The sequence below is a fragment of the Rhizobium rhizogenes NBRC 13257 genome (genome assembly GCF_000696095.1).
Classification (GTDB): domain Bacteria; phylum Pseudomonadota; class Alphaproteobacteria; order Rhizobiales; family Rhizobiaceae; genus Rhizobium; species Rhizobium rhizogenes.
The window spans coordinates 12,224-30,932 of record NZ_BAYX01000024.1 but is presented as its reverse complement, the minus strand read 5'-3'; the positions used below and the strand labels follow the sequence as shown (position 1 = coordinate 30,932).

Sequence of the window (18,709 nt, the reverse complement as noted above, 5' to 3'; positions counted from 1 at the left end):
ATGTCATCCCCTTCGTCGCTAGCCGATTGGCGTGGCCGACGGATAGTATGCGCCGGTCACGCGCGTCCGTAGGAGAGCTTCGGATACCAGTCCCTTGCCCGTCCCTCGGGCGTCATGTCGAGGATCGTCCAAAGCGGCATGAGGTCCGGGGCACCGCGCGGATCCTGACCGGGATCGGCCGTCACCGGACCCATTTCTTCACCCCAGAAATGCCGGATCGTTCCGTCCCGCCGCGTGAAGACATTGACCGCGGCATCGTCGCTGCCGCCCGGGCCGAGCGCGCGATAGTCGCGGCTATACTCACCGGTCGGGTCGGAATAGAGCGGCAGATTGCGCCAGCCGCGCTCCCGCTTGAAATCCATCAGCCTGTCGATCGGCGACCGGGCCACGACGGCGATTGCCATCCGCTGCTCGATGTCGAGCACTTCGCCTTCTAAGGCCGAGAGCAGACATGTGCACATCGGGCAGGGCCGTGTCCGTTCCGGGCCGAACATGAAGCTGTAGACCAGCAGGCTCTCCTTGTCGTCGAACAGATCGGCGAAGTCGAGGGGGCCATCGGGGCTGATGAATTGGTAATGTTTCTTCACGATCCCGCCGGGCGGCAGCGCCCGCCGTTGCGCCGCGACGCGCTCGATATGGCGGCGAAGCTCGATCTCCTCGGCGAGCAGCGCGTCACGCGCCTGCCGGTATTCGATGCTCTCGTTCGGAAATCGGACACCGTTCCTCTGTGCCAACTCGGATGCCGGCACATAACCGTCTTCATTGATCATGATATCCTCCCTGTGTGATCCGTTGCGCCGATGCTGGTCGCATGGCGCCATCGGATTTCGACAACAACATGGAAGGAAAACCCGATTGCCGGTCGAAAGTTCCGGCAGCGGAGGAGGCATATCACTCCGGGAGATTACTGGGCGGCGGAACGGGCCTCGACCGCCTCATCCCATTCGATTTCCGGTTCGCCGTCCTCGTCCTCAAGCATCGGCGTGTCCATCACATAGAGGTAACCGTCGAGCATATCGCAGGCGCGCTCGGTGGCGCCGATCTTGGCGTCCGTTTCGCCGATCGCCGTGGCGATAGCCTTGATGCGGGCACGCAGCATATGGCCGACGACATCCTTGCCGGGGCGTTTGCCCAGGCGATCCAGATGAAGACGGATGCGGTCGGAATGGCGTTCCAGCTCGCTCTTGCTGAAATTCGCCTTGCGGATTTCTTCCAGGAGACTGGCGCGCATATGGGCGACCGGATCGAAGGTTCCCGGCTCGCGCTCGTCCAGAACCATGTCGGTGATCAGCTTCTCGATGGCGACCAGCGCCTGCAGGTCGACGGCGTCGGTCAGTTCGACATCGTAGCCGGTATCGTCGAAGACCTTGCGGCGCACGGGGTCCAGAAGCAACTCATGGGCCTTCTTCAGTCGCCCGAAGGCTTCGGCATCGCCGCCGGAATCAGGGTGCGCCCCTTTCGCCCGCTTGCGATAGGCCGCTTTGATCTGCTCGTCGCTCGCATCGCGCCCGACGCCGAGAATGTCGTATGGATCGGTCACTCCAACTCCTGCTGCCGCTCAGCCCCGACCAAAGTCCTGAAGCCCTTATGCCATCGATGTTATCAGCAGGATGCAAGCCCGCCGGTGGGCGGTGGATGTCCGCCGCTCTCTTTCTTCTTTATCATCACCAAGGCAGAGTTTGGACAAAAAGATCAGGGTGTGAGACGGAAACATGCCTTCTGTGGAAATGATCGCCCATCGCTATCGACGATTCCAGAAAAAGATATAGCCCCGCGTCCGTTGCCAGAAGCGGGGCTATCGATGACTTGCCTGGTTTTAAGCGGCCGAGAACGGTACGGCCACGAAGGTCTTGTCGCCGCCGCGTTCGATCAGCAGCAGGACGGACTTGCGGCCCGCCTTGCCGGCCTCTGCGACCGCGCTCTGAACATCGTGGGCATTATGGACCGGCTGGTCGTTGACCGAGACGATGACGTCACCGGCCTGGATACCGACGGCAGCGGCCGACTTGTCCGGGTTGACGCTGGCGACGACGGCGCCCTGGACGCTGTGGGGCAGGTTCAGCTGTTCGCGCAGATCAGGGGTCAGGTTGGCGAGACCGACGCCGATGCTCGGCTGGTTGGAGGGCAGGACCTTGCCGTCACCGCTGTCGTTGGCTGCCTGCTTGCCATCGTCATTGCCACCAATGGTGACATTGACGTCCATGCTCTTGCCATCGCGCCAGACGGTGAGCGAGCGCTTGTCGCCTGGGGAGAGATCGGCGACCAGGCGCGACAGATCCTTGGGTGTCTTCACGGTTTCATCATTGACGGCTGTGACGATGTCGCCGCTCTTAATACCGGCGCGGGCGGCTGGCGTTCCGTCGTTGACGCTGGCGACCAGAGCGCCTTGCGGCTGCGACAGTCCAACGGCATTGGCGATATCGGACGTGACCGGCTGAATGGCGACGCCGAGATAGCCGTGATCGATGGAGCCGTTCTTTTCCAGCTTGGCGACGATCGCCTTGGCTTCGTCAGACGGGATGGCGAAACCGACGCCGACGCTACCGCCATTCGGCGAATAGATGGCGGTGTTGATGCCGACGACATTGCCTTCACGGTCGACCAGCGGGCCGCCGGAATTGCCGTGGTTGATCGGCGCGTCGATCTGGATGAAGTCGTCATAGGGGCCGCTATGCAGGTCACGGCCGCGAGCCGAGACGATGCCGGCAGTGACCGTCGTGCCGATGCCGAACGGGTTGCCGATCGCCAGGATCTGGTCGCCGAGCTTCAGCCTGTCGGAATCGCCCCAGGCGACGGTGGCGAGCGGCTTCGGTGCCTGGATCTTCAGAACGGCGAGGTCGGATTTTGCGTCGGCGCCGAGGAGCTTGGCCGGCAGTTCGGTGCCGTCATCCAGCGTCACCTTGATGTTGGTGGCATTTTCAATGACGTGATTGTTGGTGACGATGATGCCGTCAGGGCTGATGATGAAGCCGGAGCCGAGCGCCATGGCACTCTGGCTTTGATGACGTTGAGGCGCCTGTTGCTGCGGGATGGGAATGCCCTGGTTCTCGAAGAACTGGCGGAACTGCTCGTCCATCGGCGAATTGCTGGTATCCGCGCTGGTGTCGGTCGCCTTCATCGTCGTGGTGACGGTGACGACGGCCGGCTTGTCGGCGTCGACGATCGGCGCGAAGGAGCCGCCGGGTGCGATGATGCCGCTAGGCTCGGCGGCCGAAGCGACAGTGGAGGCGTTGAAGGCGAAGGGCAGGGCGCCAGCGCCGACGATGATGGCCGCGCCGACAATGGCTGCAGCACGATGTTTGCGAAGAAGAGATGACATGGCAAAAGTCCCTTACGAGATCGTTGGCGATATGGCGTCTTGGGTCCATGTCAGGGACCGGGCGTCGAATGGGTGGACGCCAACTCCTTCCGGGAGCCTCTGCTTCCAGATTTTACTGAGGAACGCAAAGTATAAAAAAGAATTGGCGCTGATGATTAATATGATCCGCCAATTGTGTTTTACAAATTAAATATTGATCATGTTTTTATTGCAAAAATTTAAGAATATTACCGAAATTTAATGCGACTTTGCCGGAATTTTTCCATCTTTCTGCTCAAGAGGTTTCCGTCTGTGGCCAGCGGGCCAACGCTTCCACACCAAGCGCGGTTAAACTGTAAATCCCGCGATCGACGCGTTCAAACCAGCCATAGACATTATCCTGCAGGATTTGGGCGGCTTTTGGGGTGCTGGCGCGAATATCCTTTGGGCGTTGCAGGCCACCCTGGATGGCGGCGGCACAGGCGAGGGCCTGCTGGCGATAGGCGGTCATGATCGGCGAGCGCGTGCTGCCGCCCAAGGCGGGATCTCCCTTGCGCCGCCGATGTTCCTCGACAAGACGCGAACGCTTGCGGAGATTCTTGCGCGGCATCAGTGCCACCGGACTGACGATGATGTCGACCAGACCGCTATCGGAGACCGCCAGCATGCCGAAGCCGAGCCGGCGGCAGAGATCGCGAAAGCGGCGGTCGCTTTCCCGTCCCTTGCCCTTTGCCGAGACGCGGGCAGCGATCCAGACCTCGTCGCTGGCCGAAGCCCTGTCGACGGCCTGCAGCACGAGTTCGAGATTGAAACTCAGCTTCAACTCGCAGATGACGACGACCGGCGGCTCGCCATCGCTGAGCCCGACGAGATCACAATTGCCGATCTCGCCCTTCACCATGTAGCCGGCCGTCTCAAGGAAATTCTTGATCGGGAGGTAAAGCGCCGTTTCCAAATCTTGCTCTCTGGCTTGAGGATTTCAGGGTCGTTTTACGCGATTCGCGAGGCCAGGAAGTCGATAAAGGCGCGGATGCGGGCGGCAAGATGATCATGGCCGGCATAGACGGCGTGGATCATCTCGATATCCTCCGAATTGAAGTCCTCCAGCACCGGCACCAGACGTCCGGCGTCGAGATCCGGCTGGACATGGAATTGGCCGACACGGGCAAGCCCCACGCCCTCCAGGCAGAGGCTGCGCACGGTCGGCCCATTGTTGGCCTGGAGATTGCCGAAGACGGGTTTGACGGATACGGAGCCGGTGTGCGGATCGCGAAATGACCAGCCCTCGGCGGTCGGCCGAAAGTTGAAGGTCAGGCAATTGTGATGATCGAGATCATCCGGCGTCGCCGGCCGGCCTTTCCTTTCGATATAGGCCGGGGACGCCACGATGACGCGGCGGCTTTCGAGCAGCTTGCGGGCTTTCAGCGAGCTGTCGCGCAGCGATCCGACGCGAATGGCGACATCGGCGCGCTCGCCGATGATATCGATGACGCTGTCGCTCAGCGATATCTCCAGCTCGACCTCCGGATAGAGCGTGAGGAACTCGGGAATGAGCGGCACGACATAGCACACGCCGAAGGCAACCGAGGCGCTGACACGCAGCCGGCCGCGGGGCACTGCCGCTCCGCCCGCGGCGACCATGCGCTCGGCCTCTTGGATATCCGCGAGGATCGCCTGCGCCCGTTCGAGATAGACCTCGCCTTCCGGTGTCAATTGCAGCGAGCGGGTGGTACGTACCAGAAGGCGCGTGCCGAGCCGGTCCTCAAGACGGGTGACGAGCTTGCTGACGGCGGAGGGCGACAGGCGCAATTTCCGCCCGGCCGCCGAGAAGCTGCGAAGCTCGGCCACCTGGACGAAGACATCCATTTCCCCGGCGCGATTATCCACCCTTTGCCTCGTTACTTTGAATTCAATTCACAAGTGTTGAGTTTATATAGGTGATTATCGAACGAATGTCTTGAGCCCATATTCTGTCCGAACAAAAACCAGCGCAACCGGATGAGTCCGGATGCCTTTTCGATCGGGTCATCTCATGCCACTCGCTCTCTTTGCCTTGACGATCGCGGCCTATGCGATCGGCACCACCGAATTCGTTATCGTCGGCCTGCTGCCGACCGTCGCGAATGATCTTCACATCACCCTGCCGCTTGCCGGCCTCATCGTCAGCGTCTACGCGCTCGGCGTCACCTTCGGCGCGCCGATCCTGACGGCGCTCACCGGCCGCATCGAGCGCAAGCCGCTGTTGCTCGGACTGATGGCGCTTTTCATTGTCGGCAACGGCATGGCGGCGTTGAGCACCGGCTACGAGTTCCTGCTCGTCGCCCGGGTGCTCTCGGCCTTCGCCCATGGCGTCTTCTTCTCCGTCGGCTCGACCATCGCCGCCGATCTCGTGCCGGAAAACCGTCGCGCCTCGGCGATCGCCATGATGTTCATGGGGCTGACGGTCGCGATCGTGACCGGCGTTCCACTTGGTACGCTCATCGGCCAGACCTTCGGCTGGCGCGCAACTTTCGCCGCTGTAGCCTTGCTCGGCGTCATCGCCTTTGCCGGTATCGCCCTGCTGCTGCCGTCGAACCTGAAGAAGGCGCCGCCGGCGGGTATCGGCGAACAGCTTCGCGTGCTTGGAAGCGCCCGCCTGCTGATCGTCTTTGCCATGACGGCGCTCGGCTACGGCGGCACCTTCGTCGCGTTTACTTTCCTCGCCTCGATCCTGCAGGACGTGACCGGCTTTGCCGCCTCCGCCGTCAGCCTGATCCTGGTGCTCTATGGCATCGCCATCGCTATCGGTAATGTCGTCGGTGGGCGGCTTGCCAATGGCAATCCGGTCAAGGCGCTGACATGGCTCTTCCTCGCCCAGGCGATCGTGCTCGTGCTTTTCAGCTTTACGGCCGTTTCGCCCTGGCTTGCCATTCCGACGCTCGCCGCCCTCGGATTTCTGTCCTTCGCCAACGTACCGGGCCTGCAGCTTTATGTCGTCCAGCTTGCCCGCGAGGTTCGCCCCGCAGCCGTCGATGTCGCCTCGGCGCTTAACATCGCCGCCTTTAACCTGGGCATTGCCGCCGGTGCCTGGATCGGCGGGCTGGTGGTGGAGTCTTCGCTTGGCCTCGGCGCTACGCCCTGGGTCGGCGCGATCCTGGTCGTCGCTGCCCTCGTCCTCACCCTTTGGAGCGGCGTTCTCGACCGCCGCTCGGCCCCTGTGGCGCAAAGCGCTTCCTGCGCCGCCTGATCAGTCTGCAATTGAAAGGAAATCCCATGCATCTCGTCAACGCCAATGGCGCATCGATCCCAGCTCTCGGCTTCGGCACCTTCCGCGTGCCCGGCCCCGATACCGAACGCATGGTGTCGTATGTGCTGAACAACGGCTACCGACATATCGATACCGCCCAGATCTACGGCAACGAGGCCGAGGTCGGGGAGGGCATCCTGCGCTCCGGCCTTGCCCGCGCCGATCTCTTCCTGACGACCAAGGTCTGGGTCGAACATTATAAGCATGCGGCCTTCGTCGCTTCGGTCGATGAAAGTCTGAAGAAGCTGAAGACCGACTATGTCGATCTCCTCCTCCTCCATTGGCCGAACGACGCCGTGCCGGTTGCCGAGCAGATCGGTGCCTTGAACGACGTTACCAAGGCCGGCAAGGTTCGCCACATTGGCGTCTCGAACTTCAACCGCGCGCTGATGACGGAGGCGGCAAAGCTCAGCGAACTGCCACTTATCACCAATCAAGTCGAGTATCACCCCTATCTTGACCAGTCACAGGTGATCGAAACGGCCAAGAGTCTCGGCATGTCCGTCACCGCCTATTACGCCATGGCGGATGGCAGGGTGCTGAACGATCCGGTTCTGAAGGCGATCGCAGGCCGGCACGGTAAATCCGTCGCGCAGATCGTCCTGCGCTGGATCGTGCAGCAGGGGCTGGTCGTGCTGTCGAAGACGGTCTCCGAGACTCGTGCCCAAGAAAATGCAGCAATCTTCGATTTCGAGCTGACGGCGGAAGAAATGGCAGCGATCCATGCGCTTGCCGAGCCCAAGGGGCGGATCGTCAGCCCCGATGGCCTCGCGCCGGTCTGGGACGCAGCTGCTTGATTGCAAAATCTGGAGAGGGGCCGCCACACGCGGCCCCTTTTTGATTACGCCTTGAAATCCAGCTCGACCTTGGAAACGGTAACCGATGCTGGCAACAGCGGCTTGTGGACACGCTGGCCGAAGTGCCGCTTGAAACCGAGGACGTTGTTGATCAGGCTCTTCGTGTAGAGGCCGGGGCCGCTCGAATAGATGCGCCAGCCGCCATCGACGGCGATATCGCCGGCCTTGACGCGATCCCAGTCGGACGAAGCATGATAGCGGTCATCGAAGGCGGCATCGCTGCTGCTGAAATAGGTGTTGCGCTGTCGCAGCGACGCGTGGTCTAGCCGACCGCTGACCGAGATCGGATTGGCGAGCGCCAGCGCGCTCCAGACGCCTTCGGCATCGTTATCCAGAGCCAGCGCCTCGCAGTAACGCAGATGCGCGTGCACATACATGAGGCCGATCTCGCGCCCGAAGAAGGACGAGGACTCGGCGCGGCGGAACAGCGTCTCCGGCCCCCCGGCATAGGTCGCCGGCTTTTCCATCAGCCGGACGCCATCCGGGAAGAGCAGGTTCTCGCTGATCAGCTTCATGTGGTCGTGCCGCTGCTCGGGTGTAAACAGGCCGCCCAGCATCGGCTGCGTCATCGCGATCAGCGAAAAATGCAGGCCGGTGCGGGTGTCGGCCGGATGCAGCAGCAGCTCGACGCCGTCATGGCTCGGATCGAAGACACCATAGCCGGCGACGATACCGTCGCGCATCAGCAGGCGATTGAAATCGCTGCGCATGGCGGCGGCAGTCTCTTTGAGGCTCTGCGCCTCTTCGTCCCGGCTTGCGAATGTCAGGATTGCGGCATAGCGCACGAGCTGTTCGTAGAGCAGCGAAACGGTCCAGCTGCTGACCATCCAGTCGCGCAAATGCGGATCGGCCGGCTGCAGGCTGTCGTTCCAGTCACCTTCGCCATAGCGGATCAGGTTGGTGCCGGGCACGAAGCGGCTGCGCACGGTGTCGAGCAGCTTTTCGACATGGTCGGAGATCGTTGCGGTCTCTTCCGTCCGCTGCATGGTGTCATCGGCTCGCCAGGGAACGGTTTCGGCGAGGAAAGTGATATCGCCCGTCGCCTCGATATAGTCGCAGAGCGCCTTCAGCGGCCAGACGACGATATCGCCATGGCTCTCGCCGGCGCGGATATTGGCATAGGGTTCCAGCATGAACCATTGTGGCCAGTCGCCCCGGTCCCGGTATTGTTCGGAAAAGACGGTGCTCAGGACCTGCTTCACCTCGGCGTCGTGTTCATAGGCGAGCAGGAATTCAACCGGCCCCTGGCAGACGTCGCGCGTTCCCCAGGCCGCCCCGGTATATTGTTCTAGGCCGTGCGGCACGCTCAGATGGATGATGGCGTCATGCGCCAGCCAGGGCAGCATAACCGCCTGCTCGACAATATTCGGTCCGCTGCCCTTGATGCGCAAGCCGCGTGTCACATGGCTCCAGAAGCCTTGTGCCGGCGCAAGCATGTCCTCAGCGCTGACGCCTGCCTTGTAACGTGCGGCAAGGGCTTCACCCGCGGCTGTGTCGGTCATCGATCCGGTGACGGCAAAGCTGAAGCCTTGCGTCGAGCGTGATTTCAGCGCGATGAAGGGACCGTTGCGTGAGATGCCGTCGCCATAGAGAAGCTCGTCGCCGCCGATTGCTTCGAAAGCATCCGGCGTTGCGGTAACGAGATGATAGGCGGCCTGCGGATAGCGATCCCAAAGCCAGGAGGATTGAGGACGGAAGGATATCTGCTTGGCCGCAGCATCGATTTCGATGTTGGCGACGGCTTCATAGTCGCGCTCGCCGAGAACGATATGGCCGAACACCAGGAAGCGGCAGGCCTTGCCCTCGACCGTGACGTTCCACTGCATGGCGGGATCATCGCCCGAGGCTGCCGCCGTCACGGTGATGGTGCAGCCGGCAAGCTTGTAGATCCATCTGACATCGCTGAGACCCATGTCGAAAGCGGCGGGCACGCCGAGCAGGCGCCAGCCTTCGCCGAGATCCACGAGGATGCGCAACCCGCTTGCCCGCGTCAGATTGTAGGGATCGCGGGAGATCGAGAACAGCTTGTGAAAGGAGGTGTTGCCGATGGTGAGCTGCGCCGCGAAGATGCCCTGCATCCAGCAGGTTGCGCCCAAAGTCTGGTCATCGAGCAGCATGTTGTGGCCGCTGCGGACGATGGCGCCATGGCGGCGCGCCACGAGGCGCTCCTTCTCGCGCAGCACGACATGACGGTTCAGCGATCCCTCCGGCACGAAGAAGGAAGAGAGCTGGCCGTCGATGCGTTCTTCCAGCATGCGCTCGGGATAAAGCCGGTCGATGGTCGCGGCGTCCAACGGCTCGGTCACGAACAGCGGCGCGTCCTGCACCAGGCTGCGAACCGGTGTCTCCGAGGCAATATCCGTCGCCGTCAGCTGACCGAGGGCCTGCGGCAAGGCATCGAGACGGACGAGATCGGCATCGCTGGAGGCCAAGGGGTGATCGGCGACGAGCAGACCGAAGAAGGTCGTGGTAGCAGTCGCCTTTGGTGCCAGTGTCAGCGGCTTCGACTGGATCGCCGGGCAGGCGACCTCGTGTTGCCGGCGCGTGCTCGCCAGGTTTTCGCCGAAACCCGGCACCATGGGGGCATCGCCGCTTGGAGCCGGCACCATCAGCTGGATCGCATCCGTGGCATAGGCGGCTGCGCCATCCAGGCAGCCCTGCGCCAGCCACGGATTGCGCCCGCCGCCTTGCTTCAGATTTTGCCGGTTCATCACGACCGGCCCGAAGGCGGGATGAGTGGCGATGTGATGATCGATATATTGCGAGGCATAGGCCTCGCTGTTCATCAGGAAACCACGGTCGCCGATGCCGACATCCTGGATCAGCACGAGATCGGCCGAAATTGGCTTGTTCGTCGTATTCTCAAGCGAAACCCGCCAGAACCAGGCGGTGTCGCCGGGATGGAGCTGTAGCCGCACCGTATGCCGGACACCTGCCGTCTCGCCGCTCCACCCAAAACTCGTCTCGTCATGGCCGAAGCTGACCACCGCCTTCGGGCCGACGATTTCGACGACTTCAGGCTTTGAGCCGCCGATGCGCAGATAAAGCCGTCCGATGCCGCCATAGACAGGCGATCCGAGCACCTGGTTGACCATGACGCCGCCCTGCTGGTCGGCAAAATCGATGGCAAACAGCGTGCCGTTCGGCAAAGCCGATGCGGACAGGCCGGCGCTATTGGTAAGCGTGGAAAGACCGAGTTCTTCGCGCCGAGGCGTCTGAAAGCTGCGCTGGGATTCCGAAGGCATAGTCGGTGTCTCGCTGATTCATGGGTCGGGTGAGCGCACTAGATCACAAGGTGCGGCGCGATCATAGGCGGCAATTTGCCCTCTGAGATCGCAATCTTTCGTGACAATGTTTCCGTCTCAACGATGGTGAATCGTGCTCGCAACCTGATTGGCCGTTCGCACCACAGAGGAAAGATCGGCATCATCCCATGCCTCTTTCGAGAGGCCCTGGATGAGGAACGTCTTGCTCTCGCCCGGCACCAGGTTGACCAGCATATCGTCAACCTCAGCATTCGGGTCGATCCGGTCGGTAAACAGGCAGAGATCGCGCAGGAAGGTTTGCGCCGTAACCGTGACGGCTATACCGTCGGCGGTTTGCGCGGCCTCTATTTCGAAGCGCGGCTGCGGATATTGCAGCTTCATGTCCTTTTCGAAGAACCACCAGGCCTCTGAATCGCCCAGCCGGGCGCGCAGGAATTCGCGCTGCGGATCGCCGGGTGTCGCCACGTCCCTGGGTATCGATATCTCGGCATTTTCGAAGCGGTCGCAGAGGATGCGCCAGACGGAATGATGGGCGAGAAGCGTGCCGTTGAAATCGAAACGCTCGACGGTGAAGGGCACGCGCCAGAACAGGGTGGCATCATTGACGGCGATGGCGGCAAGGCCGTCGCCGCGTGGCTGGATGGTGAGGAGATGCGGGGCGTAGCTGTTGCGTAGCGCATACCAGAGCGGTTTCTTCCGGCCGCCGCCATCGATTGCCGCCCAGGAGGTCACTGGCCAGCAATCGTTGAGCTGCCAGACGATCGCGCCCATGCAGGTGGGGCGATGCGAGCGCATGTGGTCGACGCCGAAGCTGATGGCGCGCGCCTGATTGAGCTGGGTGACGAAGAGCCAGTCGTCGAAGTTTTCCGGCGCGGGGAACCAGCCTTCCAATCCCTTGAGCAGCTTGTCGTTGCCGGTCGTGGCCTTCTGGTGATGCAGAACACCGGGCGAGGCGGGCGCCCGATCTTTCTCCCGCACGGATGAGGCAAGCGTCCCGTAGGTCGGCGGCGCCTGCCAGCCGAATTCGGAGCAGAAACGCGGAATATAGTCGCGGTAGGTCTCGTAGCCGACCTCGTTCCAGACATCCCAGATGTGCTTGCAGCCATGCTCATCGGCATTCGGCGCGATATCCATCGAGCCGGAATAGGGGCTGCCCGGCCAATAGGGCCGCGTCGGGTCGATCTCGGCGACAAGTTTCGGCAAGAGGTCGAGATAATAGCCGGCACCCCAGGGACGATTGGCGAGCACATCCTGCCAGCCCCAATCGAAATAGCCCCAGATGTTCTCGTTGTTGCCGTTCCAGAGCACCAGCGAAGCGTAGGGCATCAGCCGGGTAATCGCCTCGCGCGCTTCCGCCTCGATCTCGCTATAGACCGGCTCCTCTTCGGGATAGGCGGCGCAGGCAAAGAGGAAATCCTGCCAGACCATGATGCCGGCGGCGTCGCATTCCTCGTAGAAGGCATCGGTCTCGTAGATACCGCCGCCCCAGACGCGCAGGATATTCATATTGGCGTCGCGGGCCTGGGCAATTCTCTCGCGATAGCGCTCCCGCGTCACACGCGGCAGGAAGCAATCGTCCGGAATCCAGTTGGCGCCACGGGCAAAGACAGGGACGTCGTTGACGATGAGGGTGAAGGCGGAGCCGATCTCATCGGGCGTCGTGTCGAGCCGCACGGAGCGGAAACCGACCCGCCGTTGCCAGCGGTCGAGCACCGCGCCGTCTGACCCCAGAAGCTGGAGGTCGAGATCGTAGAGGGGCTGATCGCCGAGTCCATGCGGCCACCAGACTTGCGGATTATCGACCCGGCATTCCACCAGCGTATGCATTTCGCCCTGCGCGATGCGGACCTCGGATCGCTTGCCGCCGACCGACATCACGAGTGCGGCGCTATCCATGCCCTCGGCGACCCATTCGATCTCGACGCGCAGGCGGGCGACGCCGTCGCAGCCCTGCAGGATAATTTCCGGACGAATGGTGCCCAAACGCGCCTTCGTCCAGCTCTCGATCGCAACCGGCTTCCATATGCCCGCGGTGACGACGGTCGGACCCCAGTCCCAGCCGAAATTGCAGGCCATCTTGCGGATGAGGTGGCTCGGGCCGGGATAGTTGGCCGGGATGTCGGCGGCGGTGCCGAGTGCTGCGCGCACCGCTTCGCCATGGGCATAGGCGGACTCGAAATCGATGATCAGCTCGTTGCGGCCATCCTTGAGCTTCTCGCGAATATCGAACCGGTAGCTGCGGTGCATGTTGCTCGTTTCACCGAGCAGTGCGCCGTTCAGCTCCAGGCGGGCGGCCGTATCGAGGCCGAGGCAGGAGAGATCAACCCGATCTGCGTCATCGCTATCCCAGTCGAAGGCCAGGCGATATCGCCAGGCCGAGCGGCCGATCCAGTCCTGGGAGATCTCGTTGACATCGAGATAGGGGTCGGTGATCAGCCGGGCAGATAGCAGGTCGACATGCACATTGCCCGGCACGGTGGCCGGGATCGTCGCGGGCAGGGAGGGGGCGGTGGAGGGTGCGCGAAGGCGGGAAAGCGTCCAGCCGGTGTCGAGTGCCAGTGTCTTCATGCTTGTCGGTCCGTCATAAGATGGATTGTGTCAGATCTGCCGTGGCTCTTTGGATGGTTGGATGAACTGCAATCCGGCGTGAAGATGACGGTTCATGTGATAGGCGTAGGCAATGCGGTCGCGCTGCTTCAGTGCGGCTATGATGTCGCGATGGTCGTCATAGGCGCTGTCGATAGCGGCGCGGGAGCGCTTGCCCGCCTCCATCAGCCGCTGCAACAATGGCTGCAGAATGCCATAGACTTGTGACACCGTCTGATTGCCGGCAAGGCTCACCAGCGTGGCGTGGAACTTGAAGTCGCATTCGGCGGCATCCGAAAGGTCCGGCGCCAGCTTCATGGCATCGTTGATCGCCTCCAGCCGCACAATGCCGGCATCATCGATATGTTCAAACAGGAGATCGGAGAGATTGACCTCGATCAGTCGGCGAAAACCCTGGATATCGAGGAAGCTTTCGGCGGAAATATCGAGTGCGAAGGAGAACTGCTCCATCAGCGCTTGCTGACGCCGATCCGTGATGACGGCCCCGACCTTCTGCCTGCTTTCGACGATGCCGTATGCCTTCAGCATGCGGATCGCTTCGCGCACGGTATTGCGGCTGCTGTTGAACATTGCCGCCAGCTCGATTTCCGAGGGCAGGGCGTCGCCGAGGCCGAGATTGCGCTCACGCATCAGCCGCCGGATCGCATCGACCACCTGGTCTACCGCCGATCCCTTGTCCCCGATCTCTGCGATTTCCGTCGCCATGCATCCTCCGTCTCGAAGAGGATATTGTTGGTCAATAAGAGATGTCAAGCGGGATAAGGGCGGCAATGGAATGGACAATCTCGGATCTGGCATTATGTTGACCAACAAATCAGGAGATATCACATGGAGAGTTGCTGGCGTTGGTTCGGGCCTAGGGATCTCGTTCCACTCATTCACGCCCGCCAGGGCGGGGCGACGGGCGTCGTGACCGCGCTGCACGAAATCTCCTACTCGCGCACATGGGCGCCGGAGGAGATCGAGGCGCGCAAGGCCCTCGTGGCAGCGGCCGGCATGCGCTGGAGCGTCTGTGAATCGATCCCGATCCCGAGCGCCATCAAGCTTGGTGGCGCTGGCGCTGCGAAGGCGATCGGCGTCTGGAAGGATACGCTGGTCAATCTCGCCCGCTCCGACATCAGGACGATCTGCTACAATTTCATGCCGGTGGTCGACTGGACACGCACGGATCTGCGTTTCGAGATGCCGACGACGGCGCTGGCGCTTCGCTTCGACATGGTGGAATTCGTCGCTTACGACGTCTTTATTCTCCGCCGAAAAGGCGCCGAGACGAGCTACGCGCCGGAGCTTGTGCAGCGCGCGGAGCAGCGGCTGAAGGGGCTTTCCGAGGAAGCGGTTCAGCGGCTTGAAAGCAATATCATCGCCGGTCTTCCCGGTGGCGAGGACAGCTATGGCCGGGAGGCCATTCGTGCTGAGATTGCCGCCTTCGACGGCGTGACGGCCGACGATCTTCGGGCGAACCTTGACAATTTTCTGCGCGAAGTGGTGCCGGTTGCGGCGGAGGTTGGCGCAAGGCTTGCCATCCATCCCGACGACCCGCCGATTTCTCTGTTCGGCCTGCCGCGCGTGGTCTCGACGGCTGAGGATCTGCGCCGCATCGTCACCAGCGTTGATGATCCGGCGAATGGCCTGACGCTTTGCGTCGGCTCTCTGGGTTCGCGTGCCGACAACGACGTGCTCGCCATTGCCCGCGAGTTTGCGCCGCGCATCAATTTCGCCCATCTTCGCGACGTGGCGATCGAGCCGGACGGTTCCTTTGTCGAAGCGTCCCATCTCGAGGGCCGCAGCGACATGTACGCCATTCTGCGCACGCTACTAGCGGAAGAGGCCCGGCGTCGGGCCGAGGGCCGTGCGGATCATCTGATCCCGATGCGCCCCGATCATGGCCATCTGATCGCTGACGATGTCGATAAGCCGACCAATCCCGGCTACTCACTGATCGGGCGTCTGAAGGGGTTGGCGGAACTGCACGGCGTCATTCATGCCATCGGCAAGACGGATGAGTTCTCGCGACATTGGCGGCGGTTTTAGAAATCGGACGGAGCTTATATTTCCAATTTGCCTTCCGCCGAGAATTCGAAGTTGCCAGCACCGGTGAACAGTACATCCTTGGTCAATCGGGTGTCGACGAAACTGCAATTTTCGAACCGCAACCGGATCGCGACGGCTTCCGAAAAATCGACATCGACAAAGCTGCAGGAAGAGAAAGTCGTTCGGGACAGGTCGACCCTGAAAAACCGCATCGCGTGCACCGTGCATGCTTTGAATTCGCAATCCAGTATATCGGCCTTTGAGGTCGATACCGACTCGAACCTACAGTTTTCGATCCTGTTGCCGATCCAGGTGCAGCCATGCAGTGCTTCCGCTCCGGAAAAATGCGCGCCCCGCAGAACCGACATAGCGATGGTCTTCCCGCTCAGATCGAGGCCGTGCCACGCAATGTCCGAGAGGTCGGCATTGCTCAGGTCGATACCGTCTTCCCGCGCCTGAGCCGCAAGATTTGCTTCGAGATCCTTTTGGGAGACAATCTTCATGATTGGCGGAAAATGACGTTGTTATCAGGACTTGGCAAGGCTCAGCATATTTGAGCCTGTTCATCGGCGGCGAAAATCAATACCACCCCGGTCATTCAAGGCGATATTACGCCTCTTCGGGAAGTCGCTGACAAACAAAGCGCATGGTTGCGTATTTGGTAAGCTTTTGCTTAAAGTTTAAGCTAGTATAGCATTTTGATTTTGTTTAACTTTTTTAATTATGACTATCGCGTTCCGTATCATTTCAACGCAAATTGGCTAGGTCGATCCGCACATGAATTCCGTTTGGCCCGACACTCCGAACGATGACTTTCGGTCGCTATTCGAGACGCATCCCTCGCCGATGTGGGTCTACGATCCCGAGACGCTGAAATTCCTGATCGTCAACGATGCCGCCCGCGATCTCTATGGCTATCGCCATGAGGATTATATCGGCATGACGGTTCTCGACATCCGCCCGCAGAAAGAGCGCGAGCGTATGCTTGATGCCATTCGGCGCCGGACGGATGTGGAGAAGGCAGAGCGCTGGACGCATCTGAAAGCTGACGGCGAGACATTCGAGGTGCTGACCTACGGCCGCGAAATCCGTTTTGACGGCAAGGCGGCGATCCTGGCGATCGTCCAGGATCGCACGGAGGTCAATGCCGCACGGCGCCAAGTCACCGATACCCGCTCGCTGCTCGACAGCATCGTCGACAATCTGCCGGTCGGCGTTTTCGTCAAGGACATGGCGGAGGACGGTCGCTATATCCTGTTCAACGAGGCCTGCGCGGCCGCCATCGGGCGTCCGGCAAAAGATGTTGTCGGCAAGAACGACCAGGCGGTTTTCCACGCGGAGCAGATCGCGGCATTCCGTCAGCAGGATGAACGCACCTTCGAAACGCCATCGACCGTCAGTTTCGAAGAAACAGTCCGGGGTATGGATGGCGTCACGCGCATCCTGAGGACAGCGAAGCGGGCGCTGCCGGCGCCGAAGGGCGAAGCGCCGCGCTACCTTCTCGGCATTTCCCAGGATGTCACGGAGGAACGCGGCGTCGAGGCAAAGCTTGCGCATCTCGCCATGCATGATTCCCTCACCGGTCTTCCGAACCGCGCCTTCTTCTCCGAAAGCATCGTCCGGCAGGTGGCCTCCGCCACTCCGGAAACACCGATCGCGCTGCTTTACATCGACATCGATCATTTCAAGCACATCAACGACAGCAAAGGGCATGCCGCCGGCGACACGCTTCTGCGCCAGGTCGCGCAGCGGCTTCTGCGGCTTGCCGAGAAAAGTGATCTTGTCGCCCGTCTTGGCGGCGATGAATTCGCGCTGGTGCTGAGGATGACCGATGCCGATCGGACACAGCGCTTTGCCGATCTGCTGCTGCTGTCGCTTGCGGCCCCCTTCGATCTCGACGGCGTTCGCGAACATGTCACCTGCAGCATCGGCATTGCGATGGCGCCGGACCATGCGGACGATGCCGATGTCCTGATGCGTGACGCGGACCTGGCGCTTTATGCGGCCAAGGGCAGCGGCCGGTCGACCTATCGTTTTTACCAGACCGAGATGCGGCTTGAGGCCGAGCGGCGTCATCAACTCACCGTCGAGCTTCGCGAAGCGCTGCAGAACGGCGAATTCGAGCTTTATTATCAGCCGATCATCCGGTTGGACAATGACGGCCTGTCCGGCTTCGAGGCGCTGATCCGCTGGCGGCACCCGGAGCGTGGGCTGATCGCACCGATGGAGTTCATCCCCGTCGCCGAAGAGACCGGCATGATCGTGCCGATCGGCGAATGGGTGCTGCGGGAGGCATGCCGCATTGCTGCACGATGGCCGAGCCACCTGAAGATTGCCGTCAATCTGTCCGTCTATCAGTTCCGGCATGCAGGCCTGCTCGCCACCGTCGTCTCGGTGCTGGACGAGACAGGACTGCGTCCCGAACGGCTAGAGATCGAAATCACCGAATCTGTCCTGCTCTCCGAGGTTGAGCAGAGCCTGCATTTGCTGCGCGCCTTGAAGGAGCTCGGCATCCGCATCGCCATCGACGATTTCGGCACCGGCTATTCCTCGCTCAGTTATCTGCGTTCCTTCGCCTTTGACAAGATCAAGCTCGATCGCAGCTTCGTTGCCGGCATCGAGACCGATCCCGGCAATCTCGCGATCGTCCGCGCCGTCGTCGGCATCGCCTCCGGATTCAATGCCATGACGTTGGCCGAGGGCATCGAGACGGAAGAACAGCTGGGGAAATTGCGGGCCGAGGGCTACAGCGAAGTGCAAGGTTTCCTGCTCGGCCGGCCTATGCCGCGACAGGATGCGGAGGCGCTGATTTTTGGCGAAAAGCGCCCCATGAAGCGGGTTTCATCGCTTTGAGGTGACGGGAACGAAGACGTTCCAGTGTTTCTCCCAACTGTCGTGGACCGTCCTGCCGCAGCTCACCGCGACATTCGGTGCGGACAGGCCATAGGTCTTGGGAACCCACTTGGTCGTCAAGGGAACGGCACATCGCGGCACCTGAATCTTCAGGTTTGGGTCAAGCACCTCCCAATGGGTGCCACGAGACAGATTTTCCGTGGCGATGAATTGTCTCGCCTCTTCCCTGATTTCGAACAGGCCGTGCTTCACGCCGTTCGTCCTGTCATCCTCTATGCCCCGATAGACGGCTTCGGATGCCGGACAATTCTGGGCCGTCGTGGCTAGCAGGCATAGGGAGAGCAGCACTGTTCGCGGTCGGTCCATATGCTTCTCGCCTTTCATTCGGATGCGAAGTGTTCTGCCATGAAATGATCAAATGGAAAATATTTGGCGTCGCCTGTCGGGAAACGTGATCGGTCATCGTCCTTGGGGCAGCCCGTCGACGGGCGCAATGTTCAAACCTGTTCCG

General features: G+C 61.4%; 14 protein-coding genes. 4 read left to right on the top strand and 10 right to left on the bottom strand.

The window, feature by feature from the left end:
- Positions 1-56: 56 nt before the first annotated feature.
- The 5 genes from RRH01S_RS30460 to RRH01S_RS30435 form a co-directional block, all read right to left on the bottom strand.
- Positions 57-770, bottom strand: coding sequence for a DUF899 family protein (locus RRH01S_RS30460; protein ID WP_037222963.1), 714 nt, complete (start codon positions 768-770; stop codon positions 57-59).
- Between the two features lie 134 nt (positions 771-904).
- Positions 905-1,540, bottom strand: a complete 636-nt coding sequence (locus tag RRH01S_RS30455; RefSeq protein WP_007697565.1) for a J domain-containing protein — start codon at positions 1,538-1,540, stop codon at positions 905-907.
- A gap of 276 nt (positions 1,541-1,816) precedes the next feature.
- Positions 1,817-3,319 carry a DegQ family serine endoprotease gene (locus RRH01S_RS30450; protein ID WP_042476874.1) on the bottom strand — a complete coding sequence of 501 codons (1,503 nt, stop codon included), beginning with the start codon at positions 3,317-3,319 and terminating at the stop codon, positions 1,817-1,819.
- Between the two features lie 274 nt (positions 3,320-3,593).
- Positions 3,594-4,253: a DUF2161 domain-containing phosphodiesterase gene (locus RRH01S_RS30440; RefSeq protein ID WP_042476868.1), complete on the bottom strand. Its 660-nt coding sequence runs from the start codon at positions 4,251-4,253 to the stop codon at positions 3,594-3,596.
- A 35-nt stretch (positions 4,254-4,288) separates the two neighbouring features.
- Positions 4,289-5,185, bottom strand: a complete 897-nt coding sequence (locus RRH01S_RS30435) for a LysR family transcriptional regulator (protein ID WP_042476866.1) — start codon at positions 5,183-5,185, stop codon at positions 4,289-4,291.
- 145 nt (positions 5,186-5,330) lie between these two features.
- Between RRH01S_RS30435 and RRH01S_RS30430 the strand changes: the two genes are divergently transcribed.
- Both RRH01S_RS30430 and RRH01S_RS30425 read left to right on the top strand, forming a co-directional pair.
- Positions 5,331-6,524 carry an MFS transporter gene (locus tag RRH01S_RS30430; RefSeq protein WP_042476982.1) on the top strand — a complete coding sequence of 398 codons (1,194 nt, stop codon included), beginning with the start codon at positions 5,331-5,333 and terminating at the stop codon, positions 6,522-6,524.
- 26 nt (positions 6,525-6,550) lie between these two features.
- Positions 6,551-7,381 carry an aldo/keto reductase gene (locus RRH01S_RS30425; protein WP_042476863.1) on the top strand — a complete coding sequence of 277 codons (831 nt, stop codon included), beginning with the start codon at positions 6,551-6,553 and terminating at the stop codon, positions 7,379-7,381.
- Between the two features lie 44 nt (positions 7,382-7,425).
- On the opposite strand, the gene RRH01S_RS30420 is transcribed toward RRH01S_RS30425, so the two are convergent.
- The 3 genes from RRH01S_RS30420 to RRH01S_RS30410 all read right to left on the bottom strand — a co-directional run bounded on the left by RRH01S_RS30420 (position 7,426) and on the right by RRH01S_RS30410 (position 14,019).
- The gene (locus tag RRH01S_RS30420; protein ID WP_042476860.1) at positions 7,426-10,686 is read right to left on the bottom strand and encodes a GH36-type glycosyl hydrolase domain-containing protein; all 3,261 of its coding nucleotides are present in this window, start codon (positions 10,684-10,686) and stop codon (positions 7,426-7,428) included.
- Positions 10,687-10,803: 117 nt separating this feature from the next.
- Positions 10,804-13,275, bottom strand: a complete 2,472-nt coding sequence (locus RRH01S_RS30415) for a glycoside hydrolase family 2 protein (RefSeq protein WP_042476856.1) — start codon at positions 13,273-13,275, stop codon at positions 10,804-10,806.
- Positions 13,276-13,305: 30 nt separating this feature from the next.
- Positions 13,306-14,019 carry a FadR/GntR family transcriptional regulator gene (locus tag RRH01S_RS30410; protein ID WP_007697601.1) on the bottom strand — a complete coding sequence of 238 codons (714 nt, stop codon included), beginning with the start codon at positions 14,017-14,019 and terminating at the stop codon, positions 13,306-13,308.
- A gap of 123 nt (positions 14,020-14,142) precedes the next feature.
- Here RRH01S_RS30410 and uxuA point away from each other — a divergent pair, with 123 nt between their 5' ends.
- Positions 14,143-15,345 (top strand): mannonate dehydratase, encoded by a 1,203-nt coding sequence (uxuA, locus tag RRH01S_RS30405; protein ID WP_042476852.1) that lies wholly within the window; start codon positions 14,143-14,145, stop codon positions 15,343-15,345.
- A 14-nt stretch (positions 15,346-15,359) separates the two neighbouring features.
- Here uxuA and RRH01S_RS30400 read toward each other — a convergent pair whose 3' ends face one another.
- A complete protein-coding gene (locus RRH01S_RS30400; protein WP_034517165.1) occupies positions 15,360-15,848 on the bottom strand; it encodes a pentapeptide repeat-containing protein in 489 nt (162 codons plus the stop codon).
- Between the two features lie 274 nt (positions 15,849-16,122).
- Here RRH01S_RS30400 and RRH01S_RS30395 point away from each other — a divergent pair, with 274 nt between their 5' ends.
- On the top strand, positions 16,123-18,198 hold the full coding sequence (locus tag RRH01S_RS30395; protein ID WP_042476847.1) for a putative bifunctional diguanylate cyclase/phosphodiesterase: 2,076 nt from the start codon (positions 16,123-16,125) through the stop codon (positions 18,196-18,198).
- Here the strand turns inward: RRH01S_RS30395 and RRH01S_RS30390 are convergent.
- Entirely contained in the window at positions 18,187-18,564 is a 378-nt protein-coding gene (locus tag RRH01S_RS30390; protein WP_110924685.1) for a hypothetical protein, read from the bottom strand. The two genes, RRH01S_RS30395 and RRH01S_RS30390, sit on opposite strands and share 12 nt — an antisense overlap.
- Between the last annotated feature and the right edge of the window lie 145 nt (positions 18,565-18,709).